Consider the following 14,191-nt stretch of genomic DNA (forward strand, 5'->3'; position numbering starts at 1 on the left):
GTCACGAACGCGTCGCCGTCACCTGCGAGGAGGCGCGGTGCGGGTCGGTCAGACGTCGCGTCGCTTGACGAGCGCGAGCGCCAGTCCGAAGAGCACCACGACCCAGCCGATGAGCACCAGCAGGGCGCTCCACGGTTCGAGGACGAGGGCCCCGTCGGGGCTCGGCAGCGCCACGGCCGACTGGCCGGAGACGACGTAGTCGTAGAGCCGGGCGGCAGCGTTCGGCGGGATGATCTCGGCCAGCGTGTAGACCCAGGCGGCGTCGACGAACGCCGTGAAGATCTGGACGATGATCGGCAGCACGAAGACCAGGCCCACCGCGGCCGCGATGGCCCCGGCGCCGTTGCGGATGATGGCGCCCAGTGAGAAGGCGATCATGCCGGTGAACGCGATCGACGCCGCGGCGCCGAGCACGCTCTGCCAGAGGGCCCCGTCGCCGAAGTCGACCGTGATGTCGTTCGACGGCAGGATCGCGCTGTTGATCAGCAGGGTGACGACGAGGGCGACGAGCGAGACCACGAAGAGCGTCAGCGTGATGACCACGAGCTTGGCGACGACGGCGGGCAGGCGTCTGGGCACCGTGGCGAAGGTCGACCGGATCATGCCGGTGCCGAACTCGCCGGTGATCACCAGGACGCCGAGGATCGACGCGACGAGCTGACCGAAGACCACGCCGACCGAGACGGACTGCGCGACGATCTGCTGCTGTTGTTCGGCGCTGGCCTGACCGGCCTCGAACAGGCCCGCGCTGACCGCGAACAGCGCGCCGAAGCCGACGATGATGACGACCATGATCGACAGGCACCACCAGGTCGAACGCAGGGTGCGCAGCTTGATGACCTCGCTGCGGAGCACGCCGCCGAAGGTGAGCTTCGAGGTCGGACGTGCGGGGCGGTCGCGGTGACGGGTGGGGGTCGTGGCGGTCATCGGGTCGCTCCCTGGGGGGTCTGCGCGTCGTCGGCGACGTGGCTGCCTCGCGCCGCGCCTCCTGCGTGGTATTCGACGGAGTCTTGCGTGAGGGTCATGTACGCGTCCTCGAGCGAACGGACGAGCGGGGTGAGTTCGTGCAGCACGACGCCGGACGAGGCGGCCAGGTCGCCGACGCGCTCGGCGGTGACGCCCCGCAGCTCGACGACGCCGGGCTCGACGGCCGTGACGGCGACGTCGGGCCCCTGCAGCAGCGAGACCAGGTGGTCGGCGTGCGGACTGCGGACGCGGACCGCGTCACCCGAGGCCTGCGAGATGACGTCCGAGATGGGGGAGTCGGCGAGCACCTTGCCTCGCCCGAGGACGATGAGATGGTCGGCGGTCTGCGCCATCTCGCTCATCAGGTGCGACGAGAGGAACACGGTGCGGCCCTCGCTCGCGAGGAAGCGGGCCAGGGTGCGCACCCAGACGACGCCCTCGGGGTCGAGGCCGTTGACCGGCTCGTCGAGGATGACGGTGGCGGGATCGCCGAGCAGCGCGGCGGCGATGCCGAGACGCTGCCCCATGCCGAGCGAGAAGCCGCCGACGCGCTTCTTCGCGACCGACTCGAGGCCGGTCAGGGCGATCACCTCGTCGACGCGCTTCTTGCCGATGCCGTGGGTGGCGCCCATGGCGAGCAGGTGGTCGTGGGCGCTGCGACCGGTGTGCACGGCCTTGGCGTCGAGCAGGACACCGACCTCGTGCAGGGGCGCCGCGTGGTCGGCGAAGCGCTTGCCGTTGACCGTGACGCTGCCGCTGGTGGGGCGGTCGAGCCCGACGATCATGCGCATGGTGGTCGACTTGCCGGCGCCGTTCGGGCCGAGGAACCCGGTGACGAGACCGGGTCGGACCGTGAACGTCGCGTCGTCGAGGGCGCGCTTGTCTCCGTAGATCTTGGTGAGGTTCCGGGCTTCGATCATCGCGTGCGTCCTGTCGTCGGCATGCTGAGGGGTGTCCGCATCGACCCAGGCTAGGGGCGGGGGGTGTCCAGGGCATCCCCCGCTCGGCCGAGACCTGCGGACGGCGCATGGTCCCCCCGGTGGACACCCGGGGGCGGGGCCGACCGGTTAGGGTCGTCCCTCGTGATCGCCGACACCCTGTTCGCCGCCCTGCCCGCCTCGACCGGCGGGGGGTTCGTCCTGTTCAACCCGGACGAGTTGCTGCCCGCCCTCGGCCCCTGGGCCCTCGCGGGCATCTCGTTGATGGTCTTCATCGAGTCGGGTGTGCTGTTCCCCTTCCTGCCCGGCGACTCGCTGCTCTTCACCGCCGGCGTGCTGCACGAGGCGTTGGGGCTGCAGGTCTGGGTGATCGCGCTCTGCGCGTTCGTCGCCGCGGTGCTGGGCGACCAGGTGGGCTACTTCCTCGGCAACCGCTTCGGCCGCCGACTGTTCAAGGACGACGCGCGCATCCTCAAGACGGCCTACCTCGAGCGGGCCGAGGCCTTCTTCGCGAAGTACGGCGGTACGAGCCTGATCCTCGGTCGCTTCGTCCCGATCGTCCGCACCTACGTCCCGTTGGCGGCCGGGACCGCGGGCTACCGGTACCCCAAGTTCCTGCTCTTCAACGTGACGGGCGCCTTCCTCTGGGCCGTGGGCATGACCGTGCTCGGCTCGCTGCTCGGAGGCATCCCGTTCATCCGAGACCACATCGACGTGCTCGCGGTCGTGCTCGTCGTGCTGTCGGTCGTCCCGATCGCCCTGCACGCCCTGCTCGCCTGGCGCCGGTCGCGCCGCGAGGCCGCCCTCACCGAGTTCCGGACCGCCGACGTCGGCGACGACGCGGGCACCGGGCCCGACGCGGTCGGCCGCCCCGAGTGACCGCTTCGCCGCTCGGCTCGGTCGACGACCTCGTCGCGCGCGCCCTCGCGGTCCACGCCCGGACCCAGGAGGCGCGGCTCGGCTCCTCGCAGGGCGTCGCGACGGCCGCCGGGTCGCCACCCGTACCCGCCCGCACCCTGATCGGCGTCGCCGGTGAGCCCGGCGGCGGCAAGAGCACGGCTGCCGCAGCCGTCGTCGATGGGCTCACCCGGGTCGGGGTGAGGTCCGTCGTCGTGCCGATGGACGGGTTCCACCTGGCCGGATCCTCTCTCGGGCGGCTCGGACGCCTCGACCGCAAGGGAGCGATCGACACCTTCGACGCCGACGGCTACCTGGCGCTGCTCGACCGGCTGCGGTCGCGCTCGACGACGGTCTGGGCACCCGAGTACGTCCGCGGCGTCGAGGAGTCGATCGGCGGTGCGATCGAGGTCGACCCGTCGGTCGAGGTCGTGGTCAGCGAGGGGAACTACCTGCTGGCCGAGCTCGCGCCGTGGCCCGAGGTGCGCTCGGCGTTCGACGAGGTGTGGTTCGTCGACACCCCCGCCGAGCTGCGCCGTCGCTGGCTCGTCGCCCGGCACGTCCGGTTCGGCATGACGTCCGAGGCCGCCGCGGCCTGGGCCGCCGGCCCCGACGAGGCGAACGCCCGACTCGTCCGGGCCACCGGCGCCCGGGCCGACGTCGTCGTCGACGCCGGCCGTCTCTGGCCCGACGCTTGACCGCTTGATCGCCCGCCCGCGCCTCCTCGGTTCGGTGCGGGGTGCGCGAGGCGCGGCTCGAGATCTGCACACCGAGCTCAGGAGGCGCGGGTCGGGATCTGCAGAGGGGGTGCGGGAGGCGCGGGTCACGTTCGTCGGCCGACCGACCGACCGACCGACCGACCGGCCGTGTCGGGGGTCCGCCGTAGGGTGGACGATCATGCGCCTGTTGTTGATCCGTCACGGTCAGACCCCCGACAACGTCGAGGGCAAGCTCGGCACCGTCGCCCCCGGCGTCGGGCTCACCGACCTCGGTCGACGGCAGGCCGAGGCCTTGCCCGCGGCGCTCGCCGACGAGACGATCGGTGCGCTCGCGGTCAGCACGCTCGTGCGCACACAGCTCACGGCGGCACCTTTGGCCGCGGCCCGGGTGCTGAGCCCCACGGTGCTGGACGGGCTGCGCGAGGTGAAGGCCGGCGACCTCGAGGACCGCAGCGACACCGAGGCGGTCTCGGCCTACGTCGGTCGTGTCTTCGCCTGGGCCTCGGGCGATCTCGACGCCCGGGTGCCCGGCTCCGAGGACGGGCACGAGTTCTTCGCGCGGTACGACGCCGCCTTGGCCGAACTGGTCGCGGGGGGCGAGCGCGACGGCCACCGGACGGTCGCGGCGGTCAGTCACGGTGCGGCCATCCGCGCCTGGGTCGGATCGCGAGCGGTGAACGCCGACGACGAGTTCATCCGTCATCACCTGCTCGAGAACACGGGCGTGGTCACCCTCGAGGGCACCCTCGACCGCGGCTGGCGCCTGCAGACGTGGCAGGGCCTGCCCGTCGGCGGAGCCGAGCTGCTCGACCTCGACGCGCCCGACCCCACCGGCGAGTCCTACTGACCTTCGACCCGTGGTCGCAGGGCGCCCCGGGGCGCACGACGCCCTGGCTCCGCACGACGCCCTGGCTCCGCACGATTCCCCTGCTAGGCGAGCAGACGCTCCAGGGCCGGCCCGCCGAACTTGCCGTCGGGGTCGACGTCGCGCACGAGGGCCGCGAAGTCGGCCAGTCGCGGATACGCCGCCACGATCGCCGAGTGCGGCAGGGCCGACAACTTGCCCCAGTGCGGGCGTGGGGCGAACGGGGCCAGCGCCTCCTCGACGCGGGGGATCAGGGCGGCCACCTCCGCGGGGTGCTTCTTCCAGGTGAAGGCGATTCCGAGGCTGTCCTGTGGCGTCGGACTCAACCAGAGGGTGTCGCCGGCGACGGTGCGGGTCTCGCAGGTGTGGAGGTGGGGACGCAGGTCGTCTCCGAGGCGTTGCACGGCTCGGAGGGCGGCAGGGCCGTCGTCGAGGGCCACGAAGTGCTCGCTCTGCAGCTCCGAGCCCACCGACGGGGTGGCGTCGATGCGGAAGTGCGGCAGGCGGTCCGCCCAGGACCCGACGCTGCCGTCCATCGGCGTGGACTTCGTCCCGGTGACCTCGGCGTGTTCGTCGACGGGAGCGGGGCGCGCGCCCCAGAGGTCCCGGGGCATCGACACGTCGGCGAGGCCGTCGGGCACGCGTGACTTGACGAGCACCTCGCGGATTCGCTGGTCGAACTCGTGGAAGAAGCTGACGCTGTAGCCGGCGCCCATGACGTCGACCAGATGGTCGTCGACGCTCGACCAGGGCAGGTCGACGTAGGTGTCCTGCCGCATGCGGAACCCGGGCTGCACGTCGAGGGTCACCCGGACGACGACGCCGAGGGCGCCCAGGGCGACGACGCTGCCGTCGAACTCGGGCTGTCCACGACGCACGGTCCGCAGCGACCCGTCGGTGCCGACGATCTCGAGGGCCGAGACGGCGCTCGACATGCTGCCGAGGCCGAGACCCGAGCCGTGGGTGCCCGTGGCGATCGCCCCACCCACCGAGATGTGCGGCAGCGAGCCCATGTTGAGCAGGGCGAGCCCGTGTCGGTCGAGGTGCTGGGCGACGACGGCGTAGTTCGTGCCGGCACCGACGGTGACGCTGCGGCCGTCGTCGGCGATGACGGGGTCGGCGGGCAACGCCGTGGTCGACACGAGCAGGCCGCGGCCGTCGGCCACGTCGCTGAACGAGTGGCGCGTGCCCAGTGCCCGGATGCTCGGAGCGCCGGCGATGAGCTCGCTCAGCTCGTCGACGGTGCTCGGTCGCACGACCCGCGTCGCGCCGTAGCTGAAGCTGTCGGCCCAGTTCCGCTCGTCGCGTCGGGGTGGCCGGATGGTCTCGTGCGTCGTCGTCACCGGTCGAGTCTCGCACGCGCTCGCGGCGTCGGCCGGTTCAGGCGGCGATGCCCTCTTCGTCCTCGCGGACGGCGACCCGCTCGTTCGCGAGTCGGGTGGCGCGGACGCTCCAGAGGTGCGTCAGGCCCGCGAGGGCGAGCCCGGCGGCGAGCCAGAGCGAGAGCGTCAGGGCGGCCCGACCCCAGCCCTGGCCGGGGAAGTAGACGATCGACTGGGTCGCGTGCAGCCACGCCGATCCGTTCCAGAAGGCGCCGAGCGCGCCGAAGAACGGCGGCACGAGCTGCGACGAGAAGACACCGCCCGAGCTGGTGAAGTTCAGCATGACGAAGAGCATGGTCAGGGCGGGCGTCGTCCAGTGGCGCAGCAGGGGATGCAGGCCGATGCCGATGACCACGATGGCGGTCACGTACAACCAGCTGACGAGCGCCACCCCCCAGAGGCCGGTCGTGACGATGCCGTAGACGGGGCCGACGACGACCGTGCCGATCGCCGCGATCACGGCCGCCGTGACGACACCGGCGAGGAGGCGCCGGCCGAGACCCAGCCGAGCGCTCGCCGCCGAGATGGCGGCGGCGCTCGCGTACGCACCGACGCTGAGGGCGACGAGCAGGAAGAACAGCCCCTGACCCGTCGGGTCACCCTGTCCGCTCGGGACCACGTCGTCGACCTTCAGGGGCAGGCCGAGCCGATAGGCGACGGGGCCGAAGACCTTCTGCAGCACGCTCGCGGTCGTGTCCGACGCGGCGGACGAGACGTAGAGGGTCGCGTCGGCCGTGCCCACCTCGAACGCTCCGGCGATCTCGCGATCGGTGATGAGGGCCCGGGCCGCGTCGGCGTCGGCCACGGTGCGCACGTCGAGGGCGTCGGGATCGGCGTCGTTGAGCTGCTGGGCGAAGACCTCGCTCTGGGCCGTGCCGCCGACCACCGCGACCGGCACGTGGTGCGGGGCCGGGTGGCCGAAGGCGCCGAGGTAGGCGAGGGCCATGCCGGTGGCGAGGAAGAGGGGAATGAGCACGTGCAGCGCGAGGGAGCGCCAGGCGGCGGCGTCGGGGCGGGGCCGACGCGCGGCCGCCGGCCGGGCGTGCTGGTGACCGCGGGGGAGGCGCGGGTCGGGCCGGTCGTCCCCGCCACGGAGCGCGTCGTCGCGGAACGGGCGCCGATCGGGGTGCGCGCCGTCGTCGGGTCGGTGCAGGGTCAGGTCGGTGGTCGTCACGGGGCTCCTCGTGGTCGGGGGCGCCGTTGCCCGTCAGGTCGTACAGTTGCATTATGCAACACAAAAGGCGTCCTCGGTGTTCCCGTCTGCCCGCCGTTAGGCTGACCCCGTGACGGACCAGCGGGGGCAGCGAGGTATCGACACGGTCTACTCGGAACTCGAGACCGTGTCGCGGCGGGCCGTGGCCCGCGCCCGGCACAAGAGCGCTCCGTTGTCGTTCGTCGAACACTCGCTCGTCACCTTCATCGCCGCGAACCCCGGTTGCCGCGCCACCGACATCGCGACGGACTTCGGCCTCAACCGCTCGACCGTCTCGCGCCAACTCGGCGGGCTCGTCGAGCTGGGCCTGGTCGAGTCCGGCGAGGGGGGCGTGGCAGAAGGGCGACGTGGCCAGGCCCTCACGCTGACCGCCCGAGGCCACGACCTGCTCGGCCGCTCGGTCGACGCCAACCGCTCCGCCCTGGCCGATCGGCTCGAGGGGTGGACGGCCGACGAGGTCGACGCCCTCGCCGCAGCGCTCCACCGCCTCAACTCGGCCTTCGTCGACTGATCCCGACGACCGGCCCGGGCGGCGATCTGCCACCGTCACGCGACGCCTGTCGTCGTGGGCGACGCGGAGGGCCCGGTCGCGCCTCCTCGTCATTCGGGGTACAGATCGTGTGACGGATGTGACTGGAGTCACGTCGTGCGTCCTGCTGTGCACCCCCGACTGGGGACAAGCCGATCACGAGAAACCCTGAGGTGCGGGTTTACCCTTCCCGGTTCCGCCCGTAGGCTGATCGAGTTCCCCACCCCCGACGACCGTCGATCCGACGCGTCCTGCGGGCTCGGGACCGACCACAGATAGGTGCTCTTCCGTGACTTCGCCCGTGACCCCGCCCCGCCGTCAGGGCGTCGCCGCCGCCGCCGCGACGGTGCTGCTCAGCCTCACGCTGGTCGTGTCGGGCACGGTGCTCGGGGCCTCACCCGCGCAGGCGGCCTCGTACCCGTCGTGGGACGACGTCCAGGCCGCCCGCTCGAGCGAATCCGCCAAGGCCGCCGAGGTCAGCCGCATCCAGGGGCTGCTCGATCAGCTCGCGAGCGACGCCGCGTCCGCCCAGGCCGAGGCCGAGCGTCTCGGTGCCGAGTTCGAGAAAGCCCAGGCCGATGCCGACGCCGGCGCCGCCAAGCTCGCCGAACTGCAGTCGCAGGCCGACGAGAAGGCCGCCGTGGCCGATGCCAGCGAGCAGCGTGCCGGTCAGGTCTCGGCCCAGCTCGCCCGCACGGGTGGTGGCAACGTCTCGTCGCAGCTCGTGGGCGACACCGAGCAGGCCGACGACCTGCTCTACCGACTCGGCGCGATGAGCAAGCTCACCGAGCAGACCGATGGCATCCGTCAGCAGGCCGTGAACGACCGCAACGTCGCGCAGTCGCTGTCCGACCAGGCCAAGGTCGCCTCGGACGCGCTCGTCGAGTTGCAGGGGGCCGCCCAGGTCTCGATGGACGAGGCGCAGGCCGCGTCCGACGCCGCCGCCGCCGCCGTGGCCGCCCAGCAAGAGAACGAGTCGCGGCTCCAGGGCCAGCTCGCCGTGCTGCAGGACCAGAGCCTGCAGACCGAGGCCGACTACGCCACCGGCGTCGAGGTCGCGCGCAAGGCCGAGGAGGCCCGCAAGGCCGCCGAGGCCGCCGAGGCCGCCCGCCAGGCCGAGGCTCTCCGCCAGCAGCGCGCCGCGGCTGCTGCCGCCGCCGCCGCCCGGCCCTCGACGCCCTCCGCGCCCGCGCCCGCTCCGTCGACCGGCGGCGGTTCGTCCGGTGGTGGCGGTGCCTCGACCGGCTCGGGCTGGGTGCGTCCCAGCGCCGGCTACATGTCGAGCGGCTACGGCATGCGTGTCAACCCGGTGACCGGCGTCTACCGCATGCACGACGGCATCGACCTGGCTCCCGGCTGCAACAGCCCCATCTACGCCGCGACCTCGGGCACCGTGACGTTCGCCGGCCAGGCGAGCGGTTACGGCAACTACGTCCAGGTCAACCACGGCGGCGGCGTCTCGACCGCGTACGGCCACATCGTCAACGGCGGCATCAAGGTGTCCCGCGGGCAGAGCGTCGTCGCGGGCCAGTTGATCGCCCTCGTCGGGTCGACCGGCAACTCGACCGGCTGCCACCTGCACTTCGAGACCCGCGTGGGCGGCGCCTCGACCAATCCCGTGCCCTTCATGGCCGCGCGAGGCGTGCGACTCTAGGCACCCCCGAGGGGGCAGAATCGTCTGGTGACGAACACCGCTCCCTCCGCCCTGCCCCCGCTGCACCTCGAACGCGTCGCCTTCGACGACCCCCGTGCCGTCGCCCTGCGCGATGCCATGGACGCCGAGATGACCGTCCGCTACCACCGGGACGTCGTCGAACCCGTCGCCGTCGTCGAGGCGCGGAACGCCGCACTCACGGTGCACCCGTCGAACGTGTTGGGAACCGTGCTGGTGGTCGCCGAAGGCGGTGCCGACGGCGGTGCCGACGGCGGTGCCGACGGCGGGACGGCCGTGGGTCACGCCCTCGTGCAGAGCCGGGACGGCGAGTGGGAGGTCAAGCGTGTGATCGTCGCGGAGGGTCAGCGCGGCCGCGGCATCGGCCGGTTGTTGATGGCCGAGCTCGAGGCGGTCGCCCGCGAGAACGGCGCGCGTCGACTCATCCTGCAGACGGGCGACCGCCAGCCCGACGCCGTCGCCCTCTACGAGAAGATCGGGTTCACGCGCATCCCGACCTACGAGCCCTACGTCACGACCATCCCTCAGTCGATCTGCTTCGAGAAACCCATCGTCTGACGGCCGCGGGCCGATGCCCGTCGAGGAGGCGCGGGTCGCCACGACGACGGAGGCGCGCCCCGGTCGCGTGACCGGGGCGCGCCTCCTGCGCTCTGAGGGCGGGCGTCTTCGTGCGAGTCGGGCGGCCGTGGCCGCCCGTCGCCCACGGACCCGCCCGCTCGCGGACTAGAGGCCGGCCGTCGAGCGGATCCAGCTCGCGCTCTGCGACAGCACGGCGTAGTTCGACCCGGCCCGGGTGTTCGCGCCCGGGTCGGCCTCGTCACCGGTCGAGCAGACGGCCACGATCTGGCCGGCCACGATCAGTGGGCCACCTGAGTCACCGTGGTTCGCCGCACCGGTGGTGCCGTTCAGGTGCTGGGCGACCCCGCCGTAGGCGTCGGTGCTGCGGCCGGTGAGGCCGACCGTCGCCTGGTAGAGGCCGTCGGACTGCACCGAGTTGGCGCGCAGGCCGTAGCCCATGATCGTGCCGCTGCCCGACGAGGTCGCCTGGAACCCGAGGTTCAGTGACGGGTAGCTGCCGAGCGCTTTCGACTGGCCGAGGTGCACGAGCGCGATGTCTCCCGACGGTGCCGCGGCGACACGGTCGACGGCGATCGCGGTGCCCGGGTTCGTCGTGCTGTTCGAGTGGTAGACCTGCATCGACGTGACGCCATCGATGCAGTGGCGGGCCGTCAAGACCCAGTTGGCGTTGATCTGCTCACCGGTGCAGGCGTAGCTCGCGGTGCCTCCGGTCTGGAAGACCAGCTGCACGGCCCATGGCGTCGTGGGTGCTTTCTGGCCGCCGACGACGTCAGTCGACCGGATGGTGTCGTCGGGGCCGGCGGCGACGGCCGGGGTCGAGACCCCGAGCGATCCGACGGCGAGGGCCGCGGCGGTCAGGGCTGCGGCGACGAACTTCTTCATGTGGTTCCCCTTGGTTCGTGTCGGGTGGTGCTGGGCGGGCGGTCCGGCGATCGCCCGACCCGGGGATCGGGCACGTGCCGCCTGGGTCGAGCCTCCGCCTGGCCCTCGTTCGGGGGCAAGTCGGCACTCTGGCCGACGTGACGCCGGGCGTTGCAGGTGGCAACAGGGGTGCTGCTCGCGGCGGATGCGGGCGGGCGGGTAGCGTGTGCGGGTGATCACGCGACGAGACGCCGCCCTGCGGCTGGACATCCCGCTCGAGATGGCGAAGCGCCACGGCCTCCCGCCGAAGATGACGGTCGACGAGCTGGTCGCGATCGAACGGACGCCGCCGGCCTGGCTCGTGCAGTCCCGCGCCAACCGCACCGGCAAGCCGGTCTGGGTCGAACTCGAGTGCGTCGTCTGCGGGTACCACGAGGCGGCCCGCCCCAAGAAGTGGTGGCCCGAGTACACCTACCTCAGCTGCGACGACCACGGAGCGGACGAACTGCCCGAGCCCGAGCCGGGCGTGGTCCGGGCCGAGGTCGACGGCGTCGGCACCCGGTTCGTCGCCATCGTCGACGTCGCCCCCTGACCCGAGCCTCCTCGACCCCGACCCCTGTGCCCGTGCTTCTCGTGCACGCCGACTGTTCGCGGCGCGGCGCGGCGCGGCGCGGGCCGGGCCGGGCCGGGTCGGGCCGGGTCGGGCCGGTCAGACCGTGTACTGCACCGAGACGGGCGGCTCGAGCCCGGCGAGCAGGTGCACGTACGCCTGGCGGGCGTCCTCGACGAGCAGCTGGCGTTGGATGTGCTGGTCGTGCCACTCGACGAGGTCGTCGGGCGTGACGTCGTCGACGTCGTCGGCCACGAGATAGCTGAACGCGTAGGCGCTGCCGCCGTCGTCGAGGGTGCGGCGGTAGCCCAGGGTCTGGTGGCTGGTGGCATCGACGAAGACCTCCCAGCCGGGGTCGCTCGGGTCCGGCAGGGTGACGTCGACCACGGGGTGGGCGGCCCCGTCGGCGGGCGAGGCCAGTCTCGTCCCGAGGGTGGCCGACCGCATTGTCGTCGCAGCGGGGCCGGCCGTCGCGAGATCGGCGGTTCGGGCATCGTCCGACCAGGGATCGTCCGACGCGGCACGGCCCGTGCCGGAAGCGTTCGCCGACGAATCCGACGCTCGGGCCGCCGAGGCCGCACCGGCCAGCGACGACTCGGGTGAACTCGTGTCGGTGCCCCGCACGACGTCGTGGTCGACCCGGGCGACGGCACGACCGAGCGCGCCCTCGAACAGGTGCAGTCGTCGGGCCGTCGCGCGCAACCAGGCTTCGAGGGCGTCGCGTTCGGCGGCCGTGAACGGTTCGGGGTCGAAGGAGTGCACGGCGAAGGACGCGGCCTCGACCGACCACTCCCATTCGAGCACGATGCGGAGCAGAGCCGACCGGCGCGGCATCAACGCGAGCGTCCCATGACGCAGACCGGGCGTGAAGTGCAACTCGGGCTCGTCGAGCAGGTGCCGGACATCGGCGGCCGCAGCGGTCGAGGTGGTCGGCACGAGGAAGGCCACCCGGACCTCGCGCCAGGGTGCGGCGCGGATGGGAGGGGCGTCCTCGTCCCGCAGGATCGTCAGGCTGCTCGGCATCTCAGGAGGCAGGGCTGACGGGGCGTCTGCGGGATCGACGGGGTCTCGGTCGTTCGTTGCCATGGCCCGAGCATGGTGGCACGACTCGATGCGAGCCGGCTGGACGGGCCACCGCCCCGGGTCGGTGGGCCCACGGGCCCGGCCCAGGTCCGACGGGCCCGCCCCGGGTCGGCCGGCCCGACCAGCCGTCAGAACGAGAGTTGATCGACCGAGGTGAGCGGCACCCAGCCCTCGCGGATGCCGTCCGGCGGCTCGATCGTGGGCACCGGCCGCAGGGTGTCGGCCTCGGCGAGTTGCGCGAGGTCGAAGCCCGTCATCGCGGCGATGTCGCGGACGGGCACCTGGTAGGTGCGGTAGGGCCCGAGCGGCGGCGGATCACCCTGCTCGTGCGCCCGGGCGAACGCCGCCTCGAGGTCGACGCCGTCGAGCTCGGGGGACTGATCGAGCAGGTACGCCGCCGTGCGCAGCGAGCCCCCGTCTGACGTCGTCCATGCCGCGATCTTGAAGAACCGCCGCGGGAGGCGGATGCCGCGGTACGGCGCGTCGTCGTCGAGCAGCACGGGGGCCGTGAAGACCGTCAGCCTCTGCCGATGCGTCGAGGCGTACTGCAGCACCTGGTCCTCGAGACCCAGCCAGAGCTCTTTCGACTGGTTGAACTCGGCCGCCTGTGGGGCGGCGTTGGTGAAGCAGAACGTGTCGACGTTCGCCTGCACGGCCACCGCCTGCTCGCCCCAGACCGGGTCACGGCGACGCACGAGGTGCCCACGGTCGAGGTCGTTCGAGGCGTAGACCCCTGGCCCGGTCTGCTCGTCGTCGGGCACACGTCCGTCGAGATGCCAGTCGACGCCACGACCCAGGTCGACGAGCGACGAACCGTCGACGTTGACCGCCGTCAGGGCGGCCAGCCGCCGGACGGGGTCGAGCAGCACGGTGAAGTGGACGTAGGGCAGCTCACGCACGGTGGTGTGCACCGCGGGCAGCGGCAGGTCGACCGTGAGGAACGCCGGGTCGTACCCTGCCCGGTCGAGGTCGGCGGTGGTCGCGGCGGGGGGACCGTCTGCGGTGGGATCGTCTGCGGTGCTCATGGGCGCCTCCGGCGGGTCGTCGTGCTCGTGGGCCCATCTTGCCCACGACCCCCGACATCGGGACCGGTCGGGGTCAGTCGGCCAGGATCGCGTAGAGCGCGCGCCGGGTCTCGTCGAGCTTGGCGGTGGCGGCGGCCCGCTGGGCCTCGCTGCCGTCGTGGTGGAACTGCTTCACGACGCCCATCAGCTTCATGAGGCTGGTCTGGAACTCGCGGTCGGTGTCGCTCGCGTCGTCGGCCGTCGCGGCCCAGGCCTTCTCGATCTCGTCGGCGTGTTCGGCGACGTAGGCGCGGCCCGTCTCGGTCAGCGTGAAGACGCTCTTGGTCGCGGCCTCGTCGGACGAGATGAGCTCTTCGTCGACGAGCTGCTGCAGCGTCGGGTAGACCGAGCCGGGGCTGGGCTTCCAGGTGCCGTCGGTGCGCTCGGCGATGGCCTTGATCAGGCCGTAGCCGTTCGACGGGGCGTCGGACAGCAGCGAGAGGATCGCGAGCCGCACGTCGCCGCGTCGGGCCCGGCCGCGTCCGCCGCGGCCCGGACCGAAGCCACCGGGGCCGAAGCCCGGGCCGCCGGGGCCGAAACCGGGGCCGAAGCCGCCGAAGCCGGGGCCGGGGCGGAAACCGCGGCCGAACGGACGGCCGAAGCGGCCGTGCCCTTCGCCGCGTCCGAAGAGGTCGCGTCGGGCGTCGGGGGAGTCGTGGTGCTGGCGACGGGGGTCGCCGTGGTGCTCGGGGGTGAAGTCGGTACCCATGGGGTACTCCTTTCGGGTCAGGGGGAGAAGTCGAGATCGAGACGTTCTGTCGCGATGTGTCAAAGATATGTCGTTGACTATCGCGTGTCAAGGCCGTCGAGACA

The 14,191-nt window shown here is 72.5% G+C and carries 15 protein-coding genes; 7 read left to right on the forward strand and 8 right to left on the reverse strand.

Annotation, left to right across the window (positions count from 1 at the left end; all coding sequences use genetic code 11):
• Nucleotides 1-48 precede the first annotated feature (48 nt).
• Nucleotides 49-927, reverse strand: coding sequence for an ABC transporter permease subunit (locus EDF50_RS05900; protein WP_123518649.1), 879 nt, complete (start codon nt 925-927; stop codon nt 49-51).
• A complete protein-coding gene (locus tag EDF50_RS05905) occupies nt 924-1,886 on the reverse strand; it encodes an ABC transporter ATP-binding protein (protein WP_123518650.1) in 963 nt (320 codons plus the stop codon). The genes EDF50_RS05900 and EDF50_RS05905 overlap by 4 nt, the downstream gene beginning before the upstream one ends.
• Before the next feature lie 162 nt (nt 1,887-2,048).
• Here EDF50_RS05905 and EDF50_RS05910 point away from each other — a divergent pair, with 162 nt between their 5' ends.
• The 3 genes from EDF50_RS05910 (at nt 2,049) to EDF50_RS05920 (ending at nt 4,367) form a co-directional block, all read left to right on the forward strand.
• A complete protein-coding gene (locus EDF50_RS05910; RefSeq protein ID WP_233570374.1) occupies nt 2,049-2,783 on the forward strand; it encodes a DedA family protein in 735 nt (244 codons plus the stop codon).
• A complete protein-coding gene (locus tag EDF50_RS05915) occupies nt 2,780-3,499 on the forward strand; it encodes a nucleoside/nucleotide kinase family protein (protein ID WP_123518651.1) in 720 nt (239 codons plus the stop codon). The genes EDF50_RS05910 and EDF50_RS05915 overlap by 4 nt, the downstream gene beginning before the upstream one ends.
• Nucleotides 3,500-3,698: 199 nt before the next feature.
• On the forward strand, nt 3,699-4,367 hold the full coding sequence (locus tag EDF50_RS05920) for a histidine phosphatase family protein (RefSeq protein ID WP_123518972.1): 669 nt from the start codon (nt 3,699-3,701) through the stop codon (nt 4,365-4,367).
• 83 nt (nt 4,368-4,450) lie between these two features.
• Here EDF50_RS05920 and EDF50_RS05925 read toward each other — a convergent pair whose 3' ends face one another.
• Complete coding sequence (locus tag EDF50_RS05925; RefSeq protein ID WP_123518652.1) at nt 4,451-5,728, reverse strand: FAD-binding protein; 1,278 nt, start codon at nt 5,726-5,728, stop codon at nt 4,451-4,453.
• A gap of 37 nt (nt 5,729-5,765) precedes the next feature.
• Nucleotides 5,766-6,941, reverse strand: a complete 1,176-nt coding sequence (locus EDF50_RS05930) for an ABC transporter permease (protein WP_123518653.1) — start codon at nt 6,939-6,941, stop codon at nt 5,766-5,768.
• Between the two features lie 109 nt (nt 6,942-7,050).
• Here EDF50_RS05930 and EDF50_RS05935 point away from each other — a divergent pair, with 109 nt between their 5' ends.
• The 3 genes from EDF50_RS05935 (at nt 7,051) to EDF50_RS05945 (ending at nt 9,739) form a co-directional block, all read left to right on the forward strand.
• Nucleotides 7,051-7,491 (forward strand): MarR family winged helix-turn-helix transcriptional regulator, encoded by a 441-nt coding sequence (locus EDF50_RS05935; protein ID WP_123518654.1) that lies wholly within the window; start codon nt 7,051-7,053, stop codon nt 7,489-7,491.
• Between the two features lie 307 nt (nt 7,492-7,798).
• Complete coding sequence (locus EDF50_RS05940) at nt 7,799-9,163, forward strand: M23 family metallopeptidase (protein ID WP_148076770.1); 1,365 nt, start codon at nt 7,799-7,801, stop codon at nt 9,161-9,163.
• 27 nt (nt 9,164-9,190) lie between these two features.
• The gene (locus EDF50_RS05945; RefSeq protein ID WP_233570376.1) at nt 9,191-9,739 is read left to right on the forward strand and encodes a GNAT family N-acetyltransferase; all 549 of its coding nucleotides are present in this window, start codon (nt 9,191-9,193) and stop codon (nt 9,737-9,739) included.
• A 165-nt stretch (nt 9,740-9,904) separates the two neighbouring features.
• On the opposite strand, the gene EDF50_RS05950 is transcribed toward EDF50_RS05945, so the two are convergent.
• A complete protein-coding gene (locus EDF50_RS05950; RefSeq protein WP_123518656.1) occupies nt 9,905-10,642 on the reverse strand; it encodes a trypsin-like serine protease in 738 nt (245 codons plus the stop codon).
• Between the two features lie 211 nt (nt 10,643-10,853).
• Here EDF50_RS05950 and EDF50_RS05955 point away from each other — a divergent pair, with 211 nt between their 5' ends.
• Nucleotides 10,854-11,213 (forward strand): hypothetical protein, encoded by a 360-nt coding sequence (locus tag EDF50_RS05955; protein WP_056046678.1) that lies wholly within the window; start codon nt 10,854-10,856, stop codon nt 11,211-11,213.
• 117 nt (nt 11,214-11,330) lie between these two features.
• On the opposite strand, the gene EDF50_RS05960 is transcribed toward EDF50_RS05955, so the two are convergent.
• The 3 genes from EDF50_RS05960 to EDF50_RS05970 form a co-directional block, all read right to left on the reverse strand.
• Nucleotides 11,331-12,317, reverse strand: coding sequence for a hypothetical protein (locus tag EDF50_RS05960; protein ID WP_148076771.1), 987 nt, complete (start codon nt 12,315-12,317; stop codon nt 11,331-11,333).
• Nucleotides 12,318-12,442: 125 nt separating this feature from the next.
• Nucleotides 12,443-13,339, reverse strand: coding sequence for a DNA/RNA non-specific endonuclease (locus EDF50_RS05965; protein ID WP_123518658.1), 897 nt, complete (start codon nt 13,337-13,339; stop codon nt 12,443-12,445).
• A gap of 73 nt (nt 13,340-13,412) precedes the next feature.
• Nucleotides 13,413-14,087, reverse strand: a complete 675-nt coding sequence (locus EDF50_RS05970) for a PadR family transcriptional regulator (RefSeq protein ID WP_123518659.1) — start codon at nt 14,085-14,087, stop codon at nt 13,413-13,415.
• Nucleotides 14,088-14,191: the final 104 nt, after the last annotated feature.

Origin of the sequence: Frigoribacterium sp. PhB24 (genome assembly GCF_003755185.1) — a bacterium.
In the GTDB taxonomy this organism is placed as follows: domain Bacteria; phylum Actinomycetota; class Actinomycetes; order Actinomycetales; family Microbacteriaceae; genus Frigoribacterium.

Excerpts from the sequence above, each read along its gene's own strand:
- EDF50_RS05900 (WP_123518649.1), bottom strand. The coding sequence starts at position 927 with ATGACCGCCACGACCCCCACCCGTCACCGCGACCGCCCCGCACGTCCG.
- EDF50_RS05905 (WP_123518650.1), bottom strand. The coding sequence starts at position 1,886 with ATGATCGAAGCCCGGAACCTCACCAAGATCTACGGAGACAAGCGCGCC.
- EDF50_RS05920 (WP_123518972.1), top strand. The coding sequence starts at position 3,699 with ATGCGCCTGTTGTTGATCCGTCACGGTCAGACCCCCGACAACGTCGAG.
- EDF50_RS05950 (WP_123518656.1), bottom strand. The coding sequence starts at position 10,642 with ATGAAGAAGTTCGTCGCCGCAGCCCTGACCGCCGCGGCCCTCGCCGTC.
- EDF50_RS05960 (WP_148076771.1), bottom strand. The coding sequence starts at position 12,317 with ATGGCAACGAACGACCGAGACCCCGTCGATCCCGCAGACGCCCCGTCA.
- EDF50_RS05965 (WP_123518658.1), bottom strand. The coding sequence starts at position 13,339 with ATGAGCACCGCAGACGATCCCACCGCAGACGGTCCCCCCGCCGCGACC.
- EDF50_RS05970 (WP_123518659.1), bottom strand. The coding sequence starts at position 14,087 with ATGGGTACCGACTTCACCCCCGAGCACCACGGCGACCCCCGTCGCCAG.